23 protein-coding genes are annotated in these 23,057 nt (G+C 63.4%); 17 read left to right on the top strand and 6 right to left on the bottom strand.

Features of this window, described 5'->3' with window-relative positions:
- Positions 1 to 14: 14 nt before the first annotated feature.
- Positions 15 to 788, top strand: a complete 774-nt coding sequence (locus tag BXE_RS17780) for an ABC transporter ATP-binding protein (RefSeq protein WP_011489616.1) — start codon at positions 15 to 17, stop codon at positions 786 to 788.
- Entirely contained in the window at positions 788 to 1,504 is a 717-nt protein-coding gene (locus tag BXE_RS17775) for an ABC transporter ATP-binding protein (protein ID WP_011489615.1), read from the top strand. Before BXE_RS17780 ends, BXE_RS17775 begins: the two co-directional genes overlap by 1 nt.
- 79 nt (positions 1,505 to 1,583) lie before the next feature.
- On the opposite strand, the gene BXE_RS17770 is transcribed toward BXE_RS17775, so the two are convergent.
- The 3 genes from BXE_RS17770 to BXE_RS17760 form a co-directional block, all read right to left on the bottom strand.
- The gene (locus BXE_RS17770) at positions 1,584 to 2,057 is read right to left on the bottom strand and encodes a GNAT family acetyltransferase (protein ID WP_011489614.1); all 474 of its coding nucleotides are present in this window, start codon (positions 2,055 to 2,057) and stop codon (positions 1,584 to 1,586) included.
- 18 nt (positions 2,058 to 2,075) lie between these two features.
- Positions 2,076 to 3,260, bottom strand: a complete 1,185-nt coding sequence (locus BXE_RS17765; protein WP_011489613.1) for an acetylornithine transaminase — start codon at positions 3,258 to 3,260, stop codon at positions 2,076 to 2,078.
- 466 nt (positions 3,261 to 3,726) lie between these two features.
- Positions 3,727 to 4,758, bottom strand: a complete 1,032-nt coding sequence (locus tag BXE_RS17760) for a CDP-6-deoxy-delta-3,4-glucoseen reductase (RefSeq protein ID WP_011489611.1) — start codon at positions 4,756 to 4,758, stop codon at positions 3,727 to 3,729.
- A gap of 95 nt (positions 4,759 to 4,853) precedes the next feature.
- Between BXE_RS17760 and BXE_RS17755 the strand changes: the two genes are divergently transcribed.
- Positions 4,854 to 5,879 (top strand): NAD-dependent epimerase/dehydratase family protein, encoded by a 1,026-nt coding sequence (locus BXE_RS17755; protein ID WP_011489610.1) that lies wholly within the window; start codon positions 4,854 to 4,856, stop codon positions 5,877 to 5,879.
- A gap of 103 nt (positions 5,880 to 5,982) precedes the next feature.
- Here BXE_RS17755 and BXE_RS17750 read toward each other — a convergent pair whose 3' ends face one another.
- Both BXE_RS17750 and BXE_RS17745 read right to left on the bottom strand, forming a co-directional pair.
- On the bottom strand, positions 5,983 to 6,171 hold the full coding sequence (locus tag BXE_RS17750) for a hypothetical protein (RefSeq protein WP_011489609.1): 189 nt from the start codon (positions 6,169 to 6,171) through the stop codon (positions 5,983 to 5,985).
- A 167-nt stretch (positions 6,172 to 6,338) separates the two neighbouring features.
- Positions 6,339 to 7,049: a pseudouridine synthase gene (locus tag BXE_RS17745; RefSeq protein ID WP_038458554.1), complete on the bottom strand. Its 711-nt coding sequence runs from the start codon at positions 7,047 to 7,049 to the stop codon at positions 6,339 to 6,341.
- A gap of 209 nt (positions 7,050 to 7,258) precedes the next feature.
- Here BXE_RS17745 and BXE_RS17740 point away from each other — a divergent pair, with 209 nt between their 5' ends.
- The 8 genes from BXE_RS17740 (at position 7,259) to BXE_RS17705 (ending at position 16,804) form a co-directional block, all read left to right on the top strand.
- Positions 7,259 to 8,242 (top strand): MurR/RpiR family transcriptional regulator, encoded by a 984-nt coding sequence (locus tag BXE_RS17740; RefSeq protein ID WP_011489607.1) that lies wholly within the window; start codon positions 7,259 to 7,261, stop codon positions 8,240 to 8,242.
- Positions 8,239 to 9,231: an isoaspartyl peptidase/L-asparaginase family protein gene (locus BXE_RS17735; protein ID WP_011489606.1), complete on the top strand. Its 993-nt coding sequence runs from the start codon at positions 8,239 to 8,241 to the stop codon at positions 9,229 to 9,231. Before BXE_RS17740 ends, BXE_RS17735 begins: the two co-directional genes overlap by 4 nt.
- Positions 9,232 to 9,315: 84 nt before the next feature.
- Positions 9,316 to 11,238, top strand: a complete 1,923-nt coding sequence (locus BXE_RS17730) for a dipeptide ABC transporter ATP-binding protein (RefSeq protein WP_011489605.1) — start codon at positions 9,316 to 9,318, stop codon at positions 11,236 to 11,238.
- A 121-nt stretch (positions 11,239 to 11,359) separates the two neighbouring features.
- Entirely contained in the window at positions 11,360 to 12,922 is a 1,563-nt protein-coding gene (gsiB, locus tag BXE_RS17725; RefSeq protein WP_011489604.1) for a glutathione ABC transporter substrate-binding protein GsiB, read from the top strand.
- 124 nt (positions 12,923 to 13,046) lie between these two features.
- A complete protein-coding gene (gene gsiC / locus BXE_RS17720; RefSeq protein ID WP_011489603.1) occupies positions 13,047 to 13,967 on the top strand; it encodes a glutathione ABC transporter permease GsiC in 921 nt (306 codons plus the stop codon).
- A 7-nt stretch (positions 13,968 to 13,974) separates the two neighbouring features.
- On the top strand, positions 13,975 to 14,880 hold the full coding sequence (gene gsiD, locus BXE_RS17715) for a glutathione ABC transporter permease GsiD (RefSeq protein WP_011489602.1): 906 nt from the start codon (positions 13,975 to 13,977) through the stop codon (positions 14,878 to 14,880).
- Positions 14,877 to 15,971 (top strand): P1 family peptidase, encoded by a 1,095-nt coding sequence (locus tag BXE_RS17710; protein WP_011489601.1) that lies wholly within the window; start codon positions 14,877 to 14,879, stop codon positions 15,969 to 15,971. Before gsiD ends, BXE_RS17710 begins: the two co-directional genes overlap by 4 nt.
- Complete coding sequence (locus BXE_RS17705; protein ID WP_011489600.1) at positions 15,971 to 16,804, top strand: M55 family metallopeptidase; 834 nt, start codon at positions 15,971 to 15,973, stop codon at positions 16,802 to 16,804. Before BXE_RS17710 ends, BXE_RS17705 begins: the two co-directional genes overlap by 1 nt.
- A 102-nt stretch (positions 16,805 to 16,906) precedes the next feature.
- Here BXE_RS17705 and BXE_RS17700 read toward each other — a convergent pair whose 3' ends face one another.
- Positions 16,907 to 17,854, bottom strand: a complete 948-nt coding sequence (locus BXE_RS17700; protein ID WP_038457406.1) for an alpha/beta fold hydrolase — start codon at positions 17,852 to 17,854, stop codon at positions 16,907 to 16,909.
- 212 nt (positions 17,855 to 18,066) lie between these two features.
- On the opposite strand from BXE_RS17700, the gene BXE_RS17695 reads away from it, so the two are divergent.
- The 6 genes from BXE_RS17695 to BXE_RS17675 all read left to right on the top strand — a co-directional run bounded on the left by BXE_RS17695 (position 18,067) and on the right by BXE_RS17675 (position 22,993).
- Positions 18,067 to 19,452 (top strand): amino acid permease, encoded by a 1,386-nt coding sequence (locus BXE_RS17695; protein ID WP_011489598.1) that lies wholly within the window; start codon positions 18,067 to 18,069, stop codon positions 19,450 to 19,452.
- Positions 19,453 to 19,692: 240 nt separating this feature from the next.
- On the top strand, positions 19,693 to 19,836 hold the full coding sequence (locus BXE_RS46590; RefSeq protein ID WP_167540878.1) for a hypothetical protein: 144 nt from the start codon (positions 19,693 to 19,695) through the stop codon (positions 19,834 to 19,836).
- 50 nt (positions 19,837 to 19,886) lie between these two features.
- Positions 19,887 to 20,105 carry a hypothetical protein gene (locus tag BXE_RS17690; protein WP_041743889.1) on the top strand — a complete coding sequence of 73 codons (219 nt, stop codon included), beginning with the start codon at positions 19,887 to 19,889 and terminating at the stop codon, positions 20,103 to 20,105.
- A 224-nt stretch (positions 20,106 to 20,329) separates the two neighbouring features.
- Positions 20,330 to 20,614 (top strand): hypothetical protein, encoded by a 285-nt coding sequence (locus BXE_RS17685; RefSeq protein WP_233518766.1) that lies wholly within the window; start codon positions 20,330 to 20,332, stop codon positions 20,612 to 20,614.
- 23 nt (positions 20,615 to 20,637) lie between these two features.
- Positions 20,638 to 22,272 carry an ATP-binding domain-containing protein gene (locus BXE_RS17680; protein WP_011489595.1) on the top strand — a complete coding sequence of 545 codons (1,635 nt, stop codon included), beginning with the start codon at positions 20,638 to 20,640 and terminating at the stop codon, positions 22,270 to 22,272.
- Positions 22,273 to 22,567: 295 nt separating this feature from the next.
- Positions 22,568 to 22,993 carry a hypothetical protein gene (locus BXE_RS17675; protein ID WP_041743887.1) on the top strand — a complete coding sequence of 142 codons (426 nt, stop codon included), beginning with the start codon at positions 22,568 to 22,570 and terminating at the stop codon, positions 22,991 to 22,993.
- Positions 22,994 to 23,057: the final 64 nt, after the last annotated feature.

Raw genomic sequence — 23,057 nt, 5'->3', positions numbered from 1 at the left:
CATGGAGAATAAATATGAGCGATAACATTCGACTGTCCGTCAAAGGCGTGAACAAACGCTTCGGCGGTTTGCAGGCGCTGTCCGATGTCGGTCTTGAGATCAAGGCCGGGCAGATTTACGGTCTGATCGGCCCGAACGGCGCCGGCAAGACCACCTTCTTCAACGTGATCACGGGCCTGTACACGCCGGATTCGGGCGAATTCAAGCTCGACGGTACGCCGTACACGCCGACCGCGGTTTATCAGGTGGCGAAGGCGGGCATTGCGCGCACGTTCCAGAACATCCGTCTGTTCGGCGGCATGACCGCGCTGGAAAACGTGATGGTTGGCCGTCACGTGCGCACCAAACACGGCCTGATCGGCGCGGTGTTCCAGACGCCGGCCGAGCGCAAGGAAGAGCGCGAGATCAAGGAACGCGCGATCGAACTGCTGGAATACGTCGGCATTGCGCAGTATGCGGACTACACGTCGCGCAATCTGTCGTACGGTCACCAGCGCCGGCTGGAAATTGCGCGTGCTTTGGCAACGGATCCGAAGCTGCTCGCGCTGGACGAACCGGCTGCCGGCATGAACGCGACGGAAAAAGTCGAGCTGACCAAGCTGCTCGACAAGATCCGCGCTGACGGCAAGACGATCCTGCTGATCGAACACGACGTGAAACTCGTGATGGGTTTGTGCAACCAGATGACGGTGCTCGACTACGGCAAGGTGATCGCGCAGGGTCTGCCGCAGGACGTGCAGAAGGATCCGAAGGTGATCGAAGCTTATCTGGGTGCGGGGGTCCACTAATGGCAACGGCAATGTTGAAAATCAAGGGCCTGCAGGTCAATTACGGCGGCATTCAGGCAGTCAAGGGCATCGATCTCGAAGTCGCGCAGGGCGAACTGGTCACGCTGATCGGCGCGAACGGCGCGGGCAAGACCACCACGATGAAGGCGATCACGGGTCTGAAGCCGTACACGATCGGCGACATCGAGTACATGGGCGAGTCGATCAAGGGCATTCCGCCACACCTGCTGCTCAAGCGCGGACTCGCGATGGTGCCGGAAGGCCGCGGCATTTTTGCGCGCATGTCGATCGTCGAGAACATGCAGATGGGCGCTTATCTGCGTACCGACACGGATGGCATCAAGGCGGACGTGGATCGCATGTTCGGCTTCTTCCCGCGACTGAAAGAGCGCGCGACGCAATACGCGGGCACGCTCTCGGGCGGCGAACAGCAGATGCTGGCAATGGCGCGCGCGATCATCTCGCGTCCCAAGCTGTTGCTGCTGGACGAACCGTCGATGGGTCTGTCGCCGATCATGGTCGAGAAGATCTTCGAAGTGGTGCGGGCGATTTCGGCTGAAGGCATGACCGTGCTGCTGGTCGAGCAGAATGCGCGGCTCGCGTTGCAGGCGGCCAATCGCGGCTACGTGATGGACTCGGGTCTGGTCACGATGTCGGGTGACGCGAAGCAGATGCTGGATGATCCGAAGGTGCGGGCGGCGTATCTGGGTGAGTAACCAGGTTAGTTTGCTGTACGTATAAAAAAAGTCGCATGCGAAAACGCATGCGACCTTTTTTATTGGGGCTGGCGCGAATCTAGCTGGTGACGCCCACCGGGTCCGCCAATTTACCCAGACGCTTGCCGAGACTGATCACCGCGTCCGCGCGATAACCGAGCGCCTCGTAAAACGCGCGCACGTCGGCCTTCGCGGACAATACCTGCAGATTCAGCTTCGGGCAGCCACGCTCCGTCAGCGCGCTTTCGACATGCGCGACGAGGCGCGTGCCGATTCCATGTCGACGCAGCGACTCATCCACCGCGAGCGAATACAGCCAGCCGCGATGGCCGTCGTAGCCGCCCATCACCGTGCCGACGATCCGCTCGCCGAGCACCGCGACAAAGAACAGTTCTGGTTGTGTCGCGAGCTTGTTGGCGATCGACAGATGCGGATTGCGCTGCGGCCGCGTGACGTCCCGATACTCCGGAAAGGCTTGCTGCCACAGCGCGACCACGGCATCGGTGTCGCTCACTTCGAAGCATCGGATCGACAGCGTTACGCTCGACGTCATACACGCGGTCCTGTCCGGTTACAGCGTGTCGAGAATCGAACGCAGCATCGCCATCATCTGGTCGATTTCTTCGTTGCTCACGTTCAGCGCCGGCATGAAGCGCAGCAGGTTCGGACGCGCCGCGTTCAGCAGCAGGCCATCAGGCTGCATGTCGCGCGCCTTCTCGACGATCTGGTTGCCGATGTCCTTGCCGAGCAGCAGTGCGCGCAACAGGCCTTCACCGCGTTCGCCCACGAAGCCGCGCTCTTCCGACAACTCCAGCAGTTTCGAGCGCAGATACTCGCCGCGCGCCCGCACGCTTTCGAGGAAGCCCGGCGCGGTGAGTTGCGAGATCACCGAGTAGCCGACCGCCGTCATCAGCGGATTACCGTTGTAGGTGCCGCCCTGGTCGCCCGCTTCGAACACGGCGACGTCCGCTTTCGAGAGCAGTGCCGCGAGCGGCACGCCACCGCCGATGCCCTTGCCGAGCGTCATGATGTCCGGTTCGATACCCGATAACTCGTACGCGAACAGCGTGCCCGCGCGGCCGCAGCCGCTTTGCACTTCGTCGACGATCAGCAGCAGGTTGTGCTTGTTCGTCAGCGCGCGCAGTTGCTGCATGAACTCGCGCGTGGCGGGAATCACGCCGCCTTCGCCCTGGATCGGTTCGAGCATCACGGCCACGGTCTTCGCATTGATGAGTTTTTCCACCGACGCGATATCGTTCAGGTCCGCCTTCGGAAAGCCCGGCACTTGCGGTGCGTAGATCGTGTCCCAACCCGGCTTGCCGCTGGCCGACATGGTGGCCAGCGTGCGGCCGTGGAAGCTGTGATCGAACGTGATGATCTCGAATGCGCCGTCCTTGAACTTCTTGCCCCACTTGCGCGCGAGCTTGATCGCGCCTTCGTTGGCTTCGGCGCCGCTGTTCGCGAAGAACACCTTGTCGAAACAGCTGTGTTGCGTGAGCAGGCCGGCGAGTTTCGCCATCGGCTCGTTGTAGAAGGCCGGCGACGGGTTGATCAGCAATTGCGCCTGTTTGTTCAGCGCTTCGATCATGCCGTCGTTGCAATGACCGAGGCTGTTGACCGCCCAGCCCTGGATGAAGTCCAGATATCGCTTGCCGTTGTTGTCGTAGAGCCACGAGCCTTTGCCGTGCGTGAAAACGATTTCGGGCCGGTTCGTGATGTACATCAGCGACTCGATCGGATATTCATTGAAATTCATGACGGCAGGCTCCAGACAACGGGGGTGAAGGGTGGATGAAGTTTGGCCAACTACAAAATAAGAGCCGAAAAAACAGAAAAGCCACGGCGTGCCGTGGCTTTCATGATTCGAACAGCTTGCGCCTTTGTGTGGCGCGAATCCGTGACGAAGCCAGCGGCGTCCCTAGGGAAGCGGCGAGCGGCGACGTCGAAGTTCGGACTGGATGCGGTTCATGCGCGAAAGAATACGACAAGGAAAGCGCCGGTGTAAACCATGAATTTGCGTTGGAGAGATATTTTTTCCGTCGCGCAAAGCCATGTTGCTTACCGATTATGAGATGTCCGGCTGACTAAAATGTGACGGCGGTGGTTCAAATTGTTTGTCCGGCGGGCGGGGCAGGGCACGAAGAACGGCCGCTCGAAATGCAAATGGGCGCTCAACCGGGCGCCCATTCTGAATCAGGAAGCCGGGGGCGCTCCCTCTCACATCAAACCGCGTTCGCCAGATCCGCTGCGCTCGTGAACGAATCCGCGTAGAACTCGTCTTCCGGCAGTCCATGATGCTGCGTGAAATCGCGCTGCGCCGACTCCACCATCACCGGCGCGCCGCATGCGTACACCTGGTACGCCGACAGATCCGGCAGGTCCTCGATCACCGCGCGATGCACGAAGCCGACGCGACCTGTCCATGCGTCGCCCGCATCCGGTTCGGACAGCACCGGCACGAACTTGAAGTTTGGAATCTCGCGCGCCCATTGCTCGGCCAGTTCGAGCAGATACAGATCTTTCTTGCGGCGTGCGCCCCAGTACAGCGTCATCGGCCGGTTCAGGTTCTTGAACACGGCGTGCTCGATGATCGCCTTCAACGGCGCGAAGCCCGTACCCGACGCGAGCAGCACGATCGGCTTGTCCGAATCTTCGCGCAGGAAGAACGTGCCGAGCGGCGCTTCGAAGCGCAGGATGTCGCGCTCTTTCATGGTGTTGAACACATGATCGGTAAAGGCACCACCGGGCATGTGACGGATATGCAATTCGATCGGGCCTTCCGTGTGCGGCGCATTCGCCATGGAATAGCTGCGGCGCTTGCCATCTTTCAGAATGAATTCGAGGTACTGGCCGGCGAGATATTGCAGACGCTCGTTGGCGGGCAATTGCAGCTTCAGCACGATGACGTCGTCGGCCTTGCGCTCGATCGCGTTCACCCGGCACGGCAGTTTCTTGACCTGCACGTCGCCGACCCCGGCCACTTCGCGAATGTCCACTTCGAGATCGGTGCAGGCGGTCGCACAGCAGAAGAGCGCCATGCCGCGCGTTTTTTCCTCGTTCGACAAAGCCGACGACGAATGTGCGCGCTGCTCGATTTCGCCGCTGATCACCGTGCCCTTGCATGAGCCGCAGGCGCCGTTCTTGCAGCCGTACGGCAGACCGATGCCCTGGCGCAAGGCGGCGCTCAGCACCGGTTCGTCCTGTTCCACCTGAAACTGCCGGCCGCTTTGCCGGAGCGTGACGTTAAATGCCATAGAGTGTTCGAAATCGAAAAGTCGGTAATCGTTATCGGACTCGCCGTACCCACCGCGCGGTACCTGCCGCGCCTGAGGGCTACAATGCGTCCACCATGAAAGCGACACGAAACTTCCGCCGGCCGCGCGTGTTAATCGTAGGTTGCGGCGACGTCGGCATGCGCTGCGTGCCCTTGCTGCAACCACGCGCGCATGTCTTTGCGCTGACCAGTCATGCCGGGCGCAGCGCCGGATTGCGCGCTGCGGGCGTCACGCCGCTGGTCGGCGATCTCGATGTGCGCCGCAGCCTGAAACGACTCGCAGGCCTCGCGCCGACGGTGCTGCACCTCGCGCCGCCGCAAAAAACCGGCGACGACGACCGCCGTACCCGTGCCTTGCTCGCTACGCTGGGCACGCGCCGCGCTTCAGCGCTGCGTGCCGCGCATGGCACCGTGGCGGCGGTGGGGCGATTGCGCCGCGTTCGTGCCTCGTGGGCGGAATCTGAAACAGCCGGTATTGTACCCGACGGGGTGCGCCGGACCGCCGGTTCGCGCGCATCCGTGCGCCTCGTATACGCGAGCACGACGGGCGTCTATGGCGACTGCGGCGGCGCGTGGATCGACGAGACACGCGTGACGCAGCCGGCCAACGCGCGCGCGAGGCGCCGTGCCTCAGCCGAGCGGCAATTGCGGCGCGCGACGGCGCGCGGCAGTGTGGCGGCAAGCATCGCGCGAATTCCGGGCATCTATGCGGGCAACCGCCTGCCGCTCGCGCGGCTCGAAAAAGGCACCCCGGCCCTGACCGATGCCGACGACGTCTACACCAACCACATTCACGCCGACGATCTGGCCGCGATCCTCGTGCGCCTCGCCACGCACGGGCGGCCGGGGCGCGTGGTCCACGCGTCCGACGATTCGGCGCTGAAAATGGGCGAGTACTTCGACGAGGTGGCCGATGCGTTCGGACTCCCGCGCGCGCCGCGCATTACGCGGGTTGAAGCCGAGCGGCAGATCGAGCCGACCCTGCTGTCTTTCATGCGCGAATCGAGACGGCTTTTGAACCGGCGCCTCAAACAGGAGTTGAGCGTGCGCTTGCGCTACCCGAGCGTCGAAGATTTTCTGCGTGAAAGCGTGAAAGCGTGAGAGAGAAGAAAAGCGCGGCAAAACGTCATCGCCCAAGGCGTCGCCGGGACAATCCCGCCCGCGCGTCGCTCCACTGCATCGGCGTCGCGCGGCTTCGCGAGGTCTATGTCAGCGCGGGCAATGCTTCCAGCAGCACGAAGCACAGCATTGCGCCGATCAACGCCCCGATCAGGTTCGGTTGATAGTTATGCCGCAGCCGCATCACGACCAGCAATCCGCCGATCAGAACCAGCCCCAGGCACAGAAAAACAACCATCACGGACGAAATCCGGAAACTGTCGTGGATGATCATGGCGCCCCTCCTTGAACCCTTTGTAGTCTTTGTTTAAGCGAGTATAGGGCGACGTGTAAGGAAGATCATGCTGCGACGCAGCGCCCACACAGCGGCCATGCGCGCTGTGTGCGCAGCCGCGCATGCGTTTTCCTGCTGCATCAAGGCCTTAAAGGGGCACTACCGGTTTACCCGCTCCGTAGAGATCCGAGGTCGGTTTCGTCGAGCCATTGCCACGCGCCTCGCGCAAGTGCTTCGGGTAAAGCGAGCCCGCCTATCCGCTCGCGATGCAGCGCTTCGCAGCGATTGCCGGCTGCCGCGATCATCCGCTTGACCTGGTGATACTTGCCTTCCATCACGGTGAGCGCGAGCGTGTGGTCGCCGCGCGCCTCCACGTCGACTGCGGCAATCGGTCTGGCCTCGCCATTCAGCAACACGCCGTCGCGCAGTGCGCTCAATTGCGCGTCGTCGATCGGATGGCGCGTGGTGGCGACATACACCTTGGGCACCTTGCGTTTTGGCGAGGTGAACAGGTGAACGAACTTGCCGTCGTCAGAGAGCAGCAGCAGGCCGGTCGTGTCCTGATCCAGCCGGCCCACGCATTGCACGCCGCGCCCGGCGAACTGCGGCGGCAACAGGCTGAACACGCTCAGATGATGCTGCGGATCGCGCGAACATTCGTAGCCCGCCGGCTTGTTCAGAAGCAGATAGGCGTGTTCGCGATACGGCCAGTCGACACCGTCCACGGTGAAGGAGAACGTGGTGTCGCCGGTGGGGAAATCGGCGTCGGCATCGGTGCAGACAGCGCCGCCGATGCTCACGCGCGCGTCGGCGATCAGCGCGCGGCATTGACGGCGCGAGCCGAAACCTTGAGTGAAGAGAATGCTTTCGAGATTCATGGCGAGCGAAGAATAACACCGCAGGAAGCGGAGCGCGCCCCGCGCGCGCGAGTCGGACCACTGCGATCCGTTCATCCATTGCGTCTCCGTGAAAACCCTCAAAAATGAAAATGAATTTTTTCTGATGGAAGTTTTATGTAAATATACTTTCATTCATTTTCATTACGCCGTGGAGAATCCCTCGTGCGACACCACACCGCCTCGTTCGCATGATTCATCAACCGTCCGTTGCCGCCAATCCCGCCGAGCAGGCCATCGCCGCGCATATCGCAGCCGCCATGCCGACCCTCACGCCGATTCATCGGCGCATGGGCGAATACGTGCTGGCCAATCTGTTTCGCGCGGCGACCATGCGGATCGACGAACTGGCGAGCGTAGTCGGCGCTTCGGTGGCGACGGCGAACCGCTTTGCGCGCGCGCTCGGGTTCGACGGCTATCCGCAGTTTCGTGAAGCGCTGGTGCGCGGTTTCGAGGCGACGCTCGCGCCGGTCGAGCGCTTGCGCAGCGCGCAGGAGTCGCTCGCAGCCGGTGACGATGTGGTGGACGCGTCGCTCGAACAGGCGGCCAACAATCTGCATGCCACTCGCGCGGCGATCGACCGTGCCGCGGCCGAAGCCGCCGTCGAAGCGATCATCGCCGCACGCCGCGTGTTCGTGCTCGGCTACGGCGCCAGCGCGTTTCTCGCCGGGCTGATGGAGCACGGCCTGATGCCATATCACGACAACGTGCAGTCGCTCGCGCTGATGGGCGGCCCGTCGCACGCCGCGCGCCGTCTGTTCGCCTGCAACGAGGGCGATCTGGTGATCGGTATCGCGTTTCCGCGTTATGTCGAAGACACGATCGAGCTCGCGCATCGCGCTGCAAGCCGTGGTGCTCGCGTGCTCGCGCTCACCGACAGTCCGCGTTCGCCGCTCGCGCAATTCGCCGATCTCCCGCTTTACATCCGTGCCGATCGGCGACTCGCGGCGAATGCCGATTCGGCCGTGCTCGCCGTGATCGAAGCGCTGTGCGACGCGGTGGCGTACCGGACGAAGCGTTCGGCGAAGGCCGCCGCCGAGGTCAGCGAATTCCTGCTGCCGTGGCTCGTCGATCTGCAAGCGGGAGCCGCCGGCACGAGCGCGCGGCCCGCGCGCAACGCGACCCGAACCACCCGTACTGCCCGAACCACTCGCACTAGCCAATCCAAACGATGAACTCCAACGCAGTCATTGCCATTCATGGCGGAGCAGGGACGATCCTGCGCGCGTCGATGTCGGCCAGCGCCGAAGCCGACTATCACGCCGCCTTGCATGCGGTGCTGAGCGCCGGCCAGCGCGTGCTTGCCGAGGGCGGCAGCGCACTCGACGCCGTCAGCGAGGCCGTGCGCCTGCTCGAAGACTGCCCGCTCTTCAACGCGGGCCGCGGCGCGGTTTTTACGGCGGCGGGCACGCACGAACTCGACGCCGCGATCATGGACGGCCGTACGCTCGAAGCCGGCGCGATCTGCTGCGTGAAGCGCGTGCGCAATCCGGTTCTGGCCGCGCGCCGCGTGCTCGAAGGCAGCGAGCATGTGCTGTTCACGGGCGAAGGTGCGGAAGCGTTCGCCGCCGCGCAAGGGCTCGAATTGGTCGAGCCTGAGTATTTCCATACCGAAGCGCGCCATCGTCAATGGCTGCTCGCGCGCGATCAGCAGCGCGCCATGCTCGATCACGACGGCGCCACGCTCGCCGCCGCGCCGGCTTCGAACGACGACGATCCCACGCCGCATGAACCAATCGATCCGAACCGCAAGTTCGGCACGGTCGGCGCGGTCGCGCTCGATCGGCACGGCCACGTGGCGGCGGCGACCTCGACGGGCGGCGTCACCAACAAGCAGGTCGGCCGGGTCGGCGATGCGCCGCTGATCGGCGCCGGCTGCTATGCGGACGACGCGACCTGCGCCGTCTCGACGACCGGTTCGGGCGAGATGTTCATGCGCATGGTGGCGGCCTACGACGTCGCCGCGCAAATGGCCTACCGCAACGTGTCGCTGCAGGAAGCGGCCGACGACGTGGTGATGAACCGCCTTCCGAAGATCGACGGCCGCGGCGGCCTGATCGCCGTCGATGCGCGCGGCAACGTCGCGCTGCCGTTCAATACCGAAGGCATGTATCGCGGTTTTGCGCGGCTCGGTGAAACGCCGGTGACGGCGATTTACCGCTAGTCGTTCTGCTCGCCGATAGCGTGAATCTTCGTTTCAAACTCGCCTGAATTTCAGTTAGCCGCGTTCGAATTCAAAGGAACCACCGTGCCGACTCCATCGCACACCGCCCGTCCGCTTATCGAAACCTTGCCGCCGCAACGCGTGCTCGCGGTCGACGATCTGTCGGTCGCATTCCGCCGCGGTGACTCCACCTTCAACGCGGTGCGCAATCTGTCGCTGACGGTCGAGCGCGGCGAGACGCTGGCGATCGTCGGCGAATCGGGCTCGGGCAAATCGGTGACCTCGCTCGCGTTGATGCGGCTGATCGAGCACGGCGGTGGGCGCCTTGCCGGCGGCAGCATCGCTTTCCGGCGCCGCGACGGCAGCGTGCTCGACCTCGCGAAGGCGTCGTCCGGCACCATGCGTTCGATCCGGGGCGCCGACATCGCGATGATCTTTCAGGAGCCGATGACTTCGCTCAATCCGGTCTTCACGGTGGGCGATCAGATCAGCGAGGCGATCGCGTTGCATCAGGGCAAGAGCCGCACGGCCGCGCAGGCGGAAACGCTGCGCCTGCTCGAACTCGTGCGTATTCCGGAAGCGCGGCGCGTGACCGCGCGGTTTCCGCATCAACTGTCGGGCGGCATGCGCCAGCGCGTGATGATCGCGATGGCGCTCTCGTGCAAGCCCGCGCTGCTGATCGCCGACGAACCCACCACCGCGCTCGACGTGACGATCCAGGCGCAGATCCTGCAATTGATCCGCGGCTTGCAGGACGAGATGAACATGGGCGTGATCTTCATCACCCACGACATGGGCGTGGTCGCCGAAGTGGCGGACCGCGTGCTGGTGATGTATCGCGGCGAGAAGGTGGAAGAGGGCGCGTCAGACGCGTTGTTCGCCGCGCCGTCGCATCCTTATACAAAGGCGCTGCTTGCCGCCGTGCCGCGGCTCGGCGCGATGCAAGGCACGGATCGACCGGCGAGGTTCCCGATCCTGACCGTCGAACAGGCGAGCCTGAGCGGCAGCGACGCAGCCGTGCGTCCCGCAGCCGCCGTCGCCGAACAGGCGCAGCCGCTGGTGTTGCAAACCACGCCGCCGATTCTGCGCGTGCATGATCTGGTCACGCGCTTTCCGGTCAGGAGCGGCCTCTTCGGCCGTGTGACGGGCCGCGTGCATGCGGTGGAAAAAGTCAGCTTCGACTTGCGGCCCGGCGAAACGCTGGCACTGGTGGGCGAATCGGGTTGCGGCAAATCGACCACGGGCCGCTCGCTGCTGCGCCTCGTCGAAAGTCAGAGCGGGTCGATCGAATTCGACGGCAAGGAAATCAGTTCGTTGACCGGTCCCGCGTTGCAGGCGCTGCGCCGCGATATCCAGTTTATTTTCCAGGACCCGTTCGCCTCGCTGAATCCGCGTTTGACGGTCGGCTTCTCGATCATGGAGCCGTTGCTCGTGCACGGCGTCGCACAAGGTGCAGAAGCGCAGGCGCGTGTTGCATGGCTGCTCGAAAAAGTCGGCTTGCCGCCCGAAGCCGCGCGGCGTTATCCGCACGAATTCTCCGGCGGTCAACGGCAGCGGATCGCGATTGCACGCGCGCTCGCGTTGAATCCGAAAGTCGTGATCGCCGACGAATCCGTTTCCGCGCTCGACGTCTCGGTGCAGGCGCAGATCGTCAACCTGATGCTCGATCTGCAGCGCGAACTCGGCGTCGCGTATCTGTTCATCTCTCACGATATGGCGGTCGTGGAACGCGTCAGTCATCGCGTCGCGGTGATGTATCTCGGCCAGATCGTCGAAATCGGTCCGCGCCGCGCGGTGTTCGAAGCACCGCAGCATCCGTACACGCGCAAGCTGATGGGCGCGGTGCCGGTTGCCGATCCGGCGCGCCGTCACGCGAAACGCATGCTCGCCGCCGACGAGATTCCGAGCCCGATCCGCGCGCTGGACGATGAACCGGACGTAGCGCCGCTCGTCGCGGTCGGACCGGATCATTTCGTCGCCCGGCATCACGTGGGCGGTGTGTATTAAAGCGCGTGTCAAAGAGCCTGACTGAAGAGCCTGACCAAAGAGCGGTACCAGGAACCCAAGTCACACGCTTCCTCTCGCAGTAACACAACCTGTTTTCATTTCGCAGCCTGGAGCCAACCTCATGAACCTGCTGGTCCCGTCCTCTCCGTTTCGTTTGCGCGCGCTGATCAGCGGCGGCGCGGTGGTGTTCGCGATGCTCGCGGGCAATGCGGCGCACGCCGACACCACGGCCGTGATGGCCGTCGCCTCCACCTTCACGACGCTCGATCCGTACGATGCCAACGACACGCTCTCGCAAGCCGTCGCCAAGTCGTTCTATCAGGGGCTGTTCGGCTTCGACAAGGACATGAAGCTGGTCAACGTGCTGGCCGACAGCTACGAAGCCAGCCCGGATGCGAAGGTCTACACGTTCAAGCTGCGCCACGGCGTGAAGTTCCAGGACGGCACCGACTTCAACGCCGCAGCGGTGAAAGCGAACTTCGACCGCGTGACCGATCCGGCGAACAAGCTCAAGCGCTACAACATGTTCAACCGCATCGAGAAGACCGAGGTGGTCGATCCGTACACGGTGAAGATCACGCTGAAAGCGCCGTTCTCGGCGTTCATCAATGTGCTCGCGCATCCGTCGGCGGTGATGATTTCTCCGGACGCGCTGAAGAAGTACGGCAAGGACATCGCGTTCCACCCGGTCGGCACCGGCCCGTTCGAACTGGTGAAGTGGGACCCGGCGGGCGACCTGACGGTGAAGAAGTTTGCCGGCTACTGGAAGAAGGGCTACCCGAAGGTCGATGCGATCGACTGGAAACCGGTGGTCGACAACAACACGCGCGCCGCGCTGATGCGCACCGGCGAAGCGGATTTCGCGTTCCAGGTGCCGTTCGAGCAGGCCGCGCAATTGCAGTCGAGCCCGAAGGTCGATCTGATCGCGTCGCCGTCGATCATTCAGCGCTATATCAGCCTGAACGTGAACCAGAAGCCGTTCGACAATCCGAAGGTGCGTGAGGCGCTGAACTATGCGGTCAACAAGGACGCGCTCACCAAGGTCGCGTTCGCCGGTTATGCGACGCCGGCCGACGGCGTGGTGCCGCAAGGCGTCGACTACGCGGTGAAGCTGGGCCCGTGGCCGTACGATCCGGCCAAGGCGCGCGCGCTGCTGAAGGAAGCGGGCTATCCGAACGGTTTCGAAACCACGCTGTGGTCCGCGTATAACTACTCGACCGCGCAGAAGGTGATCCAGTTCGTGCAGCAGCAGCTCGCGCAAGTGGGCATCAAGGCGCAGGTGGAAGCGCTCGAAGCAGGTCAGCGCGTCGCCAAGGTGGAGAGCGCGCAGGATGCCGCGACCGCGCCGGTACGCATGTACTACGCGGGCTGGTCGTCGTCGACGGGTGAAGCCGATTGGGCGATCACGCCGCTGCTCGCATCCGTGTCGTTCCCGCCGAAGATGGTCAATACGGCGTACTACAAGAACGACGCCGTCGACAGCGATCTGAAGCAGGCGCTCGAAACCACCGACCGCACGAAGAAAGCCGAACTCTACACCGACGCGCAAAAACGCATCTGGGCCGACGCGCCGTGGATCTTCCTCGTCAAGGAGAAGGTGGTGTACGCGCGCAGCAAGCGTCTGTCGGGTGCATACGTGGCGCCGGACGGTTCGTTCAATTTCGACGAGATCGCGATCAAGTGATGAGCTGACCGTGCGCGCCGGCATGCCGTTTCATCGTATGCCGCGCGCACCGCGGTCACTGTTTTGCTCCACTACGCGCCGCACAAGATCTTTCGTTACCCGCATCATTGCCGGATTGGGTTCCATGCTGACCTTCCTCGTCAAACGTCTCTTTGGCCTGCTGCCGACGCTTTTCATCGTCGCCGTGCTGGTGTTCCTGTTCGTGCATCTGTTGCCGGGCGATCCGGCGCGGCTCGCCGCCGGTCCCGAAGCGGACGAGGCGACGGTTGCGCTGGTGCGCGCCGACCTCGGCCTGAACCAACCGATGCCGCAGCAGTTCGCGAGCTTCTTCGTGAAGATCGCGCATGGCGACTTCGGCATCTCCACGCGCAGCAAGCGCCCGGTCAGCCAGGAAATCGGCGAGCGCTTCATGCCGACGCTGCTGCTCACGCTTGCCAGCATGGTGTGGGCGGTCGTGCTGGGCATGGGCATCGGCATCGTCTCGGCCGTGTGGCGCAACCGCTGGCCCGACCGGCTCGGCATGACGCTCGCGGTATCGGGTATTTCGTTTCCCGCGTTCGCGCTCGGCATGCTGCTGATGGAGATATTTTCGGTGAAGCTCGGCTGGCTGCCGATTGTCGGCGATGGCTCGTGGCAGAGCTACGTGCTGCCGTCGCTCACGCTCGGCGCGGCTGTCGCTGCGGTGATGGCGCGCTTCACCCGCGCGTCGTTCGTCGAAGTGATGAACGAAGACTTCGTGCGCACCGCGCGCGCGAAGGGCGTGCCCGAACCTCTCGTGATCGTCAAACACTGCCTGCGCAACGCGATGATTCCCGTCATCACGATGATGGGCCTGCAATTCGGTTTTCTGCTGGGCGGCTCGATCGTGGTCGAAGTGGTGTTCAACTGGCCGGGCCTCGGGCGCCTGCTGGTGGACGCCGTGTCGATGCGCGACTATCCGGTGATCCAGGCCGAAGTGCTGCTGTTCTCGCTGGAATTCATCATCATCAACCTGGTCGTGGACGTGCTGTACGCCGTGATCAACCCGACCATCCGTTTCAAGTGAGGCCCGCATGAGCACGACCGCCACCGAGCCGAATGCGGCCAGCACCGTGAAAGCCGAATCCGCGATCCGCACACCGTGGAGCGAGTTCTGGCGCAAATTCCGCAAGCAGCATGTGGCGCTTGCCGCCGGCATTTTCGTGCTGCTGCTGATCGCGCTTGCAATTGCGGCACCGCATATCGTGCCGTACGACCCGGAGAATTTCTTCGACTACGACGCGTTGAACGCGGGGCCGTCCGCCGCGCACTGGTTCGGCGTGGACTCGCTGGGCCGCGATATTTTCAGCCGTATTCTGGCGGGCTCGCGTATTTCGCTCGAAGCGGGCTTTCTGTCCGTTGCGATCGGCGCGGTGATCGGCACGTTCTTCGGCTTGCTGGCCGGCTATTACGAAGGCTGGTGGGATCGCATCACGATGCGCGTCGCCGACGTGCTGTTCGCCTTTCCCGGCATTCTGCTGGCCATCGGCGTGGTGGCGATTCTCGGCAACGGCATGATCAACGTGATCTGCGCGGTGGCGATCTTCAGCATTCCGGCGTTCGCGCGGCTCGTGCGCGGCAATACGCTGATGCTCAAGCAGCTCACGTATATCGAAGCGGCACGCAGCATCGGCGCGTCGGATTGGACCATCATCGTGCGGCACATTCTGCCGGGAGCGATCTCTTCGGTGGTGGTGTACTTCACGATGCGTATCGGTACGTCGATCATCACGGCGGCAAGCCTGTCGTTTCTCGGCCTCGGCGCGCAGCCGCCGACGCCCGAGTGGGGCGCGATGCTCAACGAAGCGCGCGCCGACATGGTGACTGCGCCGCATATCGCGCTGTTTCCGAGTCTGGCGATTTTCCTGACGGTGCTGGCGTTCAACCTGCTCGGCGACGGTTTGCGCGATGCGCTCGATCCGAAGCTCGACCGGCCATGAATTCGCCAGAGATGCGCCGCGCGCCGCATATCGGCACATTGCCGGCAGGTCCGCGCGGCACGATTGCCGATGTACACGGCGTGACAGTCGGACATTGCACGCTCGATGAAGGCGCCGTGCAAACCGGCGTGACCGTGATTCGTCCGCATGACGGCGACCCGTTTCTCGACAAGGTGCCGGCGGCGGCGTCGGTGATCAATGGATTCGGGAAGAGCATCGGGCTCGTGCAGGTCGAAGAACTCGGCACGCTGGAAACGCCGATCGCGTTGACCAATACATTCAGCGTCGCCGCCGCCGCGCAGGCGCAGATTCGGGCGGCGGTGCGCGCCAATCCGCAGATCGGACGCGAGTGGCCGACGGTCAATCCTTTGGTGTTCGAATGCAATGACGGCTATCTGAACGATATCCAGGCACTGGCCGTCACCGCGCGGCATTTCGACGACGCTTATGCCGCAGCCGGCCCGGATGTCGCTGGCGGATCGGTCGGCGCGGGCCGGGGCATGTCGTGCTTCGATCTGAAGGGCGGCATAGGCAATGCATCGCGCGTGGTGAGCGCTGCTGGCCGCAGCTATACGGTTGGCGCACTCGTGCTGGCGAACTTTGGCCGCCTGCCGATGCTAACCATCGACGGTATGCCGCTCGGCCGCGCGCTGGCCGAACGCGCGGACAACGCGGAAGCGGCGGCATTGCTGTCAGCCACGCCGGCGACACAACCCGAGCAAGGCTCGATCATCATGATCGTCGCCACCGACGCGCCGCTCGACGCGCGCCAGCTCAGGCGACTCTCATTGCGCGCGGCAGCAGGCCTCGCGCGCACCGGTTCGGTATATGGCCACGGTAGCGGCGATATCGCGCTGGCGTTTTCGACGGCTTATACCGTGCCGCACGGGGCCGACTTCGTCACGCTGCCGCCGCTCGTCGCCGACGAGCGCCTCGACCCGCTCTTTCGCGCCTGCGCGGACAGCGTCGAACAGGCGATTCTCGACGCCTTGTGGCGTGCTGCGTCCGTGACCGGGCGCGCCGGCCGCCGGCGTCTGTCGCTGCATGACAGCGTCCCCGATCTCGCCCAACTACTCAAGCCCACTCCCTGATGAAAGTCCTCATTTCCGCCGACATAGAAGGCATTGCCGGCGTGTTTCATCCCGAGCAAACGCGCGCGGGCAATAGCGAATACGAAGCGGCGCGCCGCTGGATGACGCTCGAAGCCAACGCCGCGATCGAAGGCGCATTCGCCGGCGGTGCGACGCAAGTATGGGTCAACGATTCCCACGGCGGTTTTCGCAATCTGCTGCCCGACCTGCTCGACGCGCGCGCTCAGGTGGTGCTCGGCAAACCGCGCACGCTCGGCATGATGGCCGGGCTCGAATACGGCGCGGCGCTGGTTTTCATGATCGGCTATCACGCCATGTCGCAAACGCGCGGCATCCTCGCCCATACGATCAACAGTTTCGCGTTCGCACGGGTTTCGCTGAACGGCGCCGAGGTCGGCGAGGCGGGTGTGTACGGCGCGCTGGCGGAAGAATATGGCGCACGGGTCGCGCTTTTATCCGGCGACGACGTTTTCGCCGAAGAAACCGCGCTGCGTTTCCCAGGCGCGCGTTTCGTCGTCACCAAGAGCGCGACCGGGCATGCGAGCGGCGTCACGCAGTCGCCGGCAAACGCGCGCGCGGCGATCGGAAGCGCCGCGCGCGAAGTGGTTCAGCAGCATCTTGCCAACGGGTATGCGCGGGAATCCACACGCGCCGAAGCGAAGCCGGTGGAATGCGAACTGCGCGTGCAAACCAGCGCGCTTGCCGATCTGTTCTGTCAATGGCCGACGCTGACGCGCGTCGATGCGGTCACGCTGCGATTCGGCGCGGCGTCGGCGGAACATGTGGTGCGCATGCTGAACTGTCTGTCGGCGATGTCGTTCATGTTGCGCTGATCGACGGAGGCTCGGAAACCTATGGTGTCCAAATCGAATCGCTCTGTCGGAGCATCGAACCGGTATTGCGCGAAGGACACTCGCGAATGCGCCTGAACGGGACTACTGCTGGCGGCTCAACTCACGCGCCGCGCGATCGATCACGTCGGCAATCGCACCGGCGTGCGATACCGGAGCCAGGTGGCTCGATGCCATCGGCACGACTTTCGCGCCCATGCGGTCGGCCATGAATCTTTCCACTTCCGGCGACACAGCCCGGTCGCGCGTCGTGATCACGTACCACGACGGCTTTTCCCTCCAGGCGACCTGACTGACCGTTTCACTGAAGGCCGTTGCGGCAATCGGCACCTGCGCGGTGGCGAGCACGCGCGTCAGATTCTCGGGGACGTCCGCGGCGAAATCGGCGTGGTATTTCGTGCGATCGAGCCAGAGGAAGCCGCTCGGGTCCTTGATGATGCTCGCGCCCGCGGGCATTGGCGCGGCGCGCTTCATCAGATCCACGGTCGACTCGTGCAGGTCCGGCGCAATCGCCGCGATATAGACGAGGCCGGCGACGTTCGGCGCGTTCGCGCCCGCTTCGGTGATGACGACGCCGCCCCAGGAGTGCCCCACCAGCATGGTCGGACCGTCCTGGCGCGCGAGGACGCGGCGGGTCGCGGCGACATCGTCGGCGAGCGAGGTGAGCGGGTTCTGTACCGAACTCACGTGATAACCCTTCTGCTGCAGTTTGGCGACCACGCCGTTCCAGCTCGAGCCGTCGACGAACGCGCCGTGAACCAGCACGACGTTGCGCACCGGTCCGGTCATGGGCGCGGCGGGAGGCGGCGCGGCGGCGGCCTTCGCGGGCGGCGCGGCGGGTGCCACGGGTGCCGGAGCGGGAGCTTCGGGTGCGCTCGTCTCCATACCCGGCTCGATGGACGGCTCGGCAGCGGGTTCCACGGCAGGCGCAGCGGCGGGCGGCGTGGCCGGCGCGGCGGTTTGGGCGAGAGCGGCGGCCCCCGGCAAGCAGAGACACAAAGCAGCGGCGCAAAGCAGGCGTTTGGGCGACATGTTGAATCTCCGGGGCTGAAAGCTCGACTAGGGCAACATACAGAAGCCTTGTGCCAGTGACAATCACTATCCTTGCGGTTAAGTGCGGCGCAGAACCAAGCGCGGGTTGCTCCCAGTATTTAGGTAATATCGGCCACGGTAAAATTTCAGGTTCGGCCGGCCCGGACCATAAGTCCGATCGGGTGATCGATATCCATACACTGGGGCGCAATTTGAATAGTGCACAGCAGCAAGACGGCCTGAAGCGGGGGCTCAAGAATCGCCACATCCAGCTCATCGCGCTGGGCGGCGCGATCGGCACGGGGCTCTTTCTCGGCTCCGCCAGCGTGTTGCAGGCAGCCGGCCCGTCGATGATTCTCGGCTACGCGATCGGCGGCGTCATCGCCTTCATGATCATGCGGCAGTTGGGCGAAATGGTGGCGCAGGAGCCGGTGGCCGGTTCGTTCAGCCACTTCGCGTACAAGTATTGGGGCGACTTTCCGGGCTTTCTGTCGGGCTGGAATTACTGGGTGCTGTATGTGCTCGTGAGCATGGCCGAGCTGACTGCTGTCGGCACGTATGTTCATTACTGGTGGCCCGGCGTGCCGACGTGGGTGTCGGCGCTGGTGTGCTTTGCCGCCATCAACGCGATCAATCTCGCCAACGTCAAGGCCTATGGCGAAACGGAGTTCTGGTTCGCGATCATCAAGGTTGCGGCGGTGATCGGCATGATCGTGTTCGGCGGCTATCTGCTGATTAGCGGCCACGGCGGCCCGCAAGCGTCGATCTCCAACCTCTGGGCTCACGGCGGTTTTTTCCCGCACGGGTTTCATGGTCTGTTCATGATGCTCGCGGTCATCATGTTCTCGTTCGGCGGGCTGGAGTTGATCGGTATTACGGCGGCGGAGGCCGACGAGCCGCAGAAGAGCATTCCGAAGGCCGTGAATCAGGTGATCTACCGGATTCTGATTTTCTACATCTGCTCGCTGACGGTGCTGCTGTCGTTGTACCCGTGGAACGAGGTCGCGGCCGGCGGCAGTCCGTTCGTGATGATCTTTTCGCAGATTGGTTCGACGCTGACCGCGAACGTCCTCAACGTGGTGGTGTTGACCGCGGCGCTGTCGGTGTACAACAGCGGCGTCTATGCGAACAGCCGCATGCTCTACGGTCTCGCGGAGCAGGGTAACGCCCCGCGCGCGCTGATGAAGGTCGACCGGCGCGGCGTGCCGTATATGGCGATCGGTTTGTCGGCGCTCGCCACGTTCACGTGCGTGATCGTCAACTACCTGATTCCGGCCGAAGCGCTCGGCTTGCTGATGGCGCTGGTGGTGGCGGCGCTCGTGCTCAACTGGGCGCTGATCAGCATCACGCATCTCAAGTCGCGCAAGGCGATGGTCGCGGCAGGCGAGACGCTCGTGTTCAAGTCGTTCTGGTTCCCGGTCAGCAACTGGATCTGCCTCGCGTTCATGGCATTGATCCTCGTGATTCTGGCAATGACGCCCGGTCTGTCCGTTTCAGTGTGGCTGGTGCCGGCGTGGCTGGTGGTGATGTGGGCCGGCTATGTGTTCAAGCGCCGGCGCGCGGCCGTGCAGGGCGGGGCGCGGGTGGTGGGGCGGTAAGGGTAGTGATGCTGTGATGGTGGCTGTGAGGCCGGCCTCGCGCATGCGCCTGTGCCAATGGTTTTTGCCGAAAACGGGCTGCAACGGCTGGCACTCCGGGTCAATGGCGTATTGATGGAGACCACCTGCGCATCGGGACATCGTTTGTCCGAAGCGCGTTGCAAACTGACGGCGTGAATTCAAGCAGGCATCGCGACATTGGCAATACGAACTCGCTGCACTCACCTGAGAGGACTCAAAATGCTGAACCACAATTCGCCCCTCGAAAGCCTCGCGGCATTCGCGATCGTCTTCGCCACCGGCATCCTTTCAACCATCGCGCTCGGCAAGTACATTGAGAAGGTGCGGCGCGACGCGCAGAATGCAGCGTCTGGCGCAGCGTGAGCGGCCAGTACACTAATGTCCACATTGCCACTTCAGCACGGGTGCGCACCATGCCGGTTCCTGTATCGCCGATGAAGCTGACGTGCCGCGGTTGCGGCCGGCATCGCGTCTATCCGCAGCGCAGCGACGCTTTGATCTTGCCCAGCGCATGCGAGTCGTGTGCGGGAACCGACCTCGAGATCAGGCCCGCGCTGCCGCTCGACGGCCCGGGTGCGCTGGCGACGTGGCTGCTGGACCGCGTCACCGGCCGTTCGCGCATGCGGCGTTAGCGGCGTGGCGACACCTGCATAAAAACCACATGGACGGGCTCGCTCGGCCCGACGTGCCGATGTTTCAGGGCGGCGCGCTGAACGTGCTGCCGGCAATCGGGGCCGCGCTCGCATGAAGCTCGCGTTAAAGCGCAGGCTAAAGAAAACTGCAAAAGTGCCGATAAACCCGGGACCATCCATGCACGCGACTCTATCGCTCAATGCCCGACATCGAACGCGAAATCATGCGTGTCCTTCCCGGCGCGGCCACGGCTGGCGCAATGATCGATCTCGACGAGACATTGGCGCCGCAAACGCTCAAACGTCTTTCGTCGCGACAGATTCCGGAGCTGGTGGCCGAGTCGCTGACGCCGCTATTGGAGGTCGCCGGGACGCGGCTAATGAGGACCAACAGCGAAACTGAGCACAAGTATTCGCGCCGGGCCAGCAAGATCGCTGTCGAAAGAGGTGGTCTCGCGCTGCACTATCCGGTGCTCAGGCCCGACAGCGCGAACATCTACAGTAAATAACGGTCAGCGGGAGACAGCGACATATGGCGCAGATTTACCCGGCCGGCTGGCGTGATGCGATCGTGAGCGGCGCAGCGAAGCGCGAGATCGAAACGCTCGGCGTTCTTCATCGCGACCTGCCCGACACTTACGCCGTCTATCATGGCGTGCACTGGACGCAGCTGAACAAAGGCTTTTCCATTTTCGGCGAGGCCGACTTCGTCGTGGTCAGCCCGGCTGGGCGTGTGCTCGTGATCGAGCAGAAGTCGGGGGCCCTCGAAGAGACGCCGGACGGTCTCGTGAAGCTTTATGCCGGCAGGGGCAAGAGCGTGCATTCGCAGATTGCGCGCACCATCGGTGGTATGCACAAGCGCTTTTCCAGCGCGTTCGGCGCACGGAACTATAAGCTCGAAGAAATGCTGTACTGCCCGGACTATCGGGTGAACGATCCGGCAATCTCCGGTGTCAATCCCGAGCGGATCGTCGACGCGACGCGCAGCGATCAACTCGCGCAGATCGTCGAACGCATTCTGCCTGCCGACGAGCCGGCGCAGCCTTGCCTGCCACGCCTGCATGCGTTTCTTGCCGACGAACTCTCGCTGACACCGGATGTCCGCTCGATGATTGGCGAGATCAACAGGCACGTTACGCGCGTGTCTGGCGGCCTGGCCACCTGGGCGCGTTCGATCGAATTCGAGCCTTTCAGGCTGCGCGTGATCGGCACCGCGGGCTCGGGCAAGACGCAACTCGCGGTGCGGGTGCTCGACGACGCTGTCAAGGCAGGCCGGCGCGCGCTCTACCTGTGCTTCAACCGGCCGCTTGCCGATCATCTCCGGCGTATCGCGTCCGAGGGCGCAACCGTTCTCACGTACCACCAGCTTTGCCAACTGGCGGCCGCGCGCCAAGGGCATGCAATCGACTTTGGCGACGCCGGTGTGTTCGGGTTGCTCGAGCGGGCACTCCTCGACATGCATTTCGACGAATCCGAGCGTTTCGATACGGTGATCGTCGACGAAGGGCAGGACTTCCGCCAGGCGTGGGTGGCGCCGATCGAACGATTGTTGCGCCAGGACGGCCGCTTCTGGTGGCTGGAAGATCCGATGCAGAATCTGTACTTGCGCAAGAGCGTCGAACTGCCGGGTTGGGTCGAAGTGCGTGCAATGGCCAATCACCGTAGCCCGCATGACGTCGTGCAGTTTATCGACATGCTCTCGGACGCGCCCATGAAGATCGAGGTGGCCGGACCGTTCACCCGATCGGATCTCCGCACGATGACCTACGCGGGCAGCAATGCGACGCAGGCCACCCTGGAAGCGCTCGACGAAGCGATGTCGGCCGGCTTTTCGCCATCGGACATCGCGCTGCTGACGTTCAGCGGCCGTGACAAGTCGCTGTTGCTGGCGCTCGACCGGCTCGGCCGTCATCGGTTGCGCAGTTTCTCCGGCGCGTATGACGGACAAGGGTCGCCACGCTATCGCGACGGCGACATCACGGCAGAAACTGTCTATCGCTTCAAAGGGCAGAGCGCGCCTTGCGTGATCCTGACCGAGGTCGACTTCGAACAGTTCGACGACGCGGTGTTCCGGCGTCTGTTCGTCGGTGCCACGCGTGCGACGATGAAGCTGATCGTCGTGATGTCCGAACGCGCGGAGGCGCAACTGATTCGGCGATTGTCGTAGCGCATGCGGTAGGGGCCTGTCCGGTATCGTGCGGCGGCGCGATCATGCGCGGCAGCTCGCGACTCACGTGGCCCTGTATCGCGTCGCGAGTCGGGACACAGATTGTCCAGATCGCTTGTTATGATTCGGTCGGTCCCTGGGCAGAGTCATTTTCCGGGCTACGCGCAACTTCTGATGATGAGCTGGACTAAAGACCCGTCAATATCTGACGATAAACACGGAGTGGTCCTGCGTAATGCATCGAGCAATCCCGCATGCGAACCACGACGAAAAGATTCTCTATAGGAAAACTGTCATGACAAGTACAGTGCTCGTTTCGTCCAAAGGTGAATTGAAACAGGCTATCAACGATAAGATCGAACAGATTGTTATCACTGATCCTGCTTTGGCCAGGCATATCCGTGTCATCAAATCATCGTCAAAGTGGGTGCTTGCAGCCGCCATCGCCGCGGCGCTTGGGACGGGGGTTGCCGCAACGAATTTCTGGAATCCGGCGGGCTGGGCGGGCGGTGCGACGGCGGGAGTGGTCACTATGGGATTGACTGCGGCCGGAGCCGCCGGCGCCATCGACGCCACCTTGATCGCCGCGATCGTTGTGCTCGGCCTAAGTGCAACGATTCTCTACGCTATCTATAGCAATTACGAGATCAAGGGTAGTGCAAAGTTTAAAAACGCAGACGGAACGGAGATCGAGGGCGAATTGAGTCTGGTCCGAAAATAGCCGGGTGCCCGGGACAGCTGGCGGCCTGACGCCGGTTTCGAACCACGAGAAAACCAGCAACAAC

This window comes from Paraburkholderia xenovorans LB400 (assembly GCF_000013645.1).
Taxonomy (GTDB): Bacteria; Pseudomonadota; Gammaproteobacteria; order Burkholderiales; family Burkholderiaceae; genus Paraburkholderia; species Paraburkholderia xenovorans.
Note: the sequence above shows the minus strand (reverse complement) of the source record. Positions and strands in the feature narration are given on the sequence as shown.

Coding starts and splice junctions, on each gene's coding strand:
- gsiB (WP_011489604.1), top strand. CDS start 11,360: ATGAACCTGCTGGTCCCGTCCTCTCCGTTTCGTTTGCGCGCGCTGATC.
- BXE_RS17755 (WP_011489610.1), top strand. CDS start 4,854: ATGAAAGCGACACGAAACTTCCGCCGGCCGCGCGTGTTAATCGTAGGT.
- BXE_RS17760 (WP_011489611.1), bottom strand. CDS start 4,758: ATGGCATTTAACGTCACGCTCCGGCAAAGCGGCCGGCAGTTTCAGGTG.
- gsiC (WP_011489603.1), top strand. CDS start 13,047: ATGCTGACCTTCCTCGTCAAACGTCTCTTTGGCCTGCTGCCGACGCTT.
- BXE_RS17745 (WP_038458554.1), bottom strand. CDS start 7,049: ATGAATCTCGAAAGCATTCTCTTCACTCAAGGTTTCGGCTCGCGCCGT.
- BXE_RS17700 (WP_038457406.1), bottom strand. CDS start 17,854: ATGTCGCCCAAACGCCTGCTTTGCGCCGCTGCTTTGTGTCTCTGCTTG.
- BXE_RS17685 (WP_233518766.1), top strand. CDS start 20,330: ATGCGTGTCCTTCCCGGCGCGGCCACGGCTGGCGCAATGATCGATCTC.
- BXE_RS17675 (WP_041743887.1), top strand. CDS start 22,568: ATGACAAGTACAGTGCTCGTTTCGTCCAAAGGTGAATTGAAACAGGCT.
- BXE_RS17705 (WP_011489600.1), top strand. CDS start 15,971: ATGAAAGTCCTCATTTCCGCCGACATAGAAGGCATTGCCGGCGTGTTT.
- BXE_RS17780 (WP_011489616.1), top strand. CDS start 15: ATGAGCGATAACATTCGACTGTCCGTCAAAGGCGTGAACAAACGCTTC.
- BXE_RS17735 (WP_011489606.1), top strand. CDS start 8,239: ATGAACTCCAACGCAGTCATTGCCATTCATGGCGGAGCAGGGACGATC.
- BXE_RS17710 (WP_011489601.1), top strand. CDS start 14,877: ATGAATTCGCCAGAGATGCGCCGCGCGCCGCATATCGGCACATTGCCG.
- BXE_RS17750 (WP_011489609.1), bottom strand. CDS start 6,171: ATGATCATCCACGACAGTTTCCGGATTTCGTCCGTGATGGTTGTTTTT.
- BXE_RS17775 (WP_011489615.1), top strand. CDS start 788: ATGGCAACGGCAATGTTGAAAATCAAGGGCCTGCAGGTCAATTACGGC.
- BXE_RS17680 (WP_011489595.1), top strand. CDS start 20,638: ATGGCGCAGATTTACCCGGCCGGCTGGCGTGATGCGATCGTGAGCGGC.
- BXE_RS17740 (WP_011489607.1), top strand. CDS start 7,259: ATGATTCATCAACCGTCCGTTGCCGCCAATCCCGCCGAGCAGGCCATC.
- gsiD (WP_011489602.1), top strand. CDS start 13,975: ATGAGCACGACCGCCACCGAGCCGAATGCGGCCAGCACCGTGAAAGCC.
- BXE_RS17765 (WP_011489613.1), bottom strand. CDS start 3,260: ATGAATTTCAATGAATATCCGATCGAGTCGCTGATGTACATCACGAAC.
- BXE_RS46590 (WP_167540878.1), top strand. CDS start 19,693: ATGCTGAACCACAATTCGCCCCTCGAAAGCCTCGCGGCATTCGCGATC.
- BXE_RS17690 (WP_041743889.1), top strand. CDS start 19,887: ATGCCGGTTCCTGTATCGCCGATGAAGCTGACGTGCCGCGGTTGCGGC.
- BXE_RS17770 (WP_011489614.1), bottom strand. CDS start 2,057: ATGACGTCGAGCGTAACGCTGTCGATCCGATGCTTCGAAGTGAGCGAC.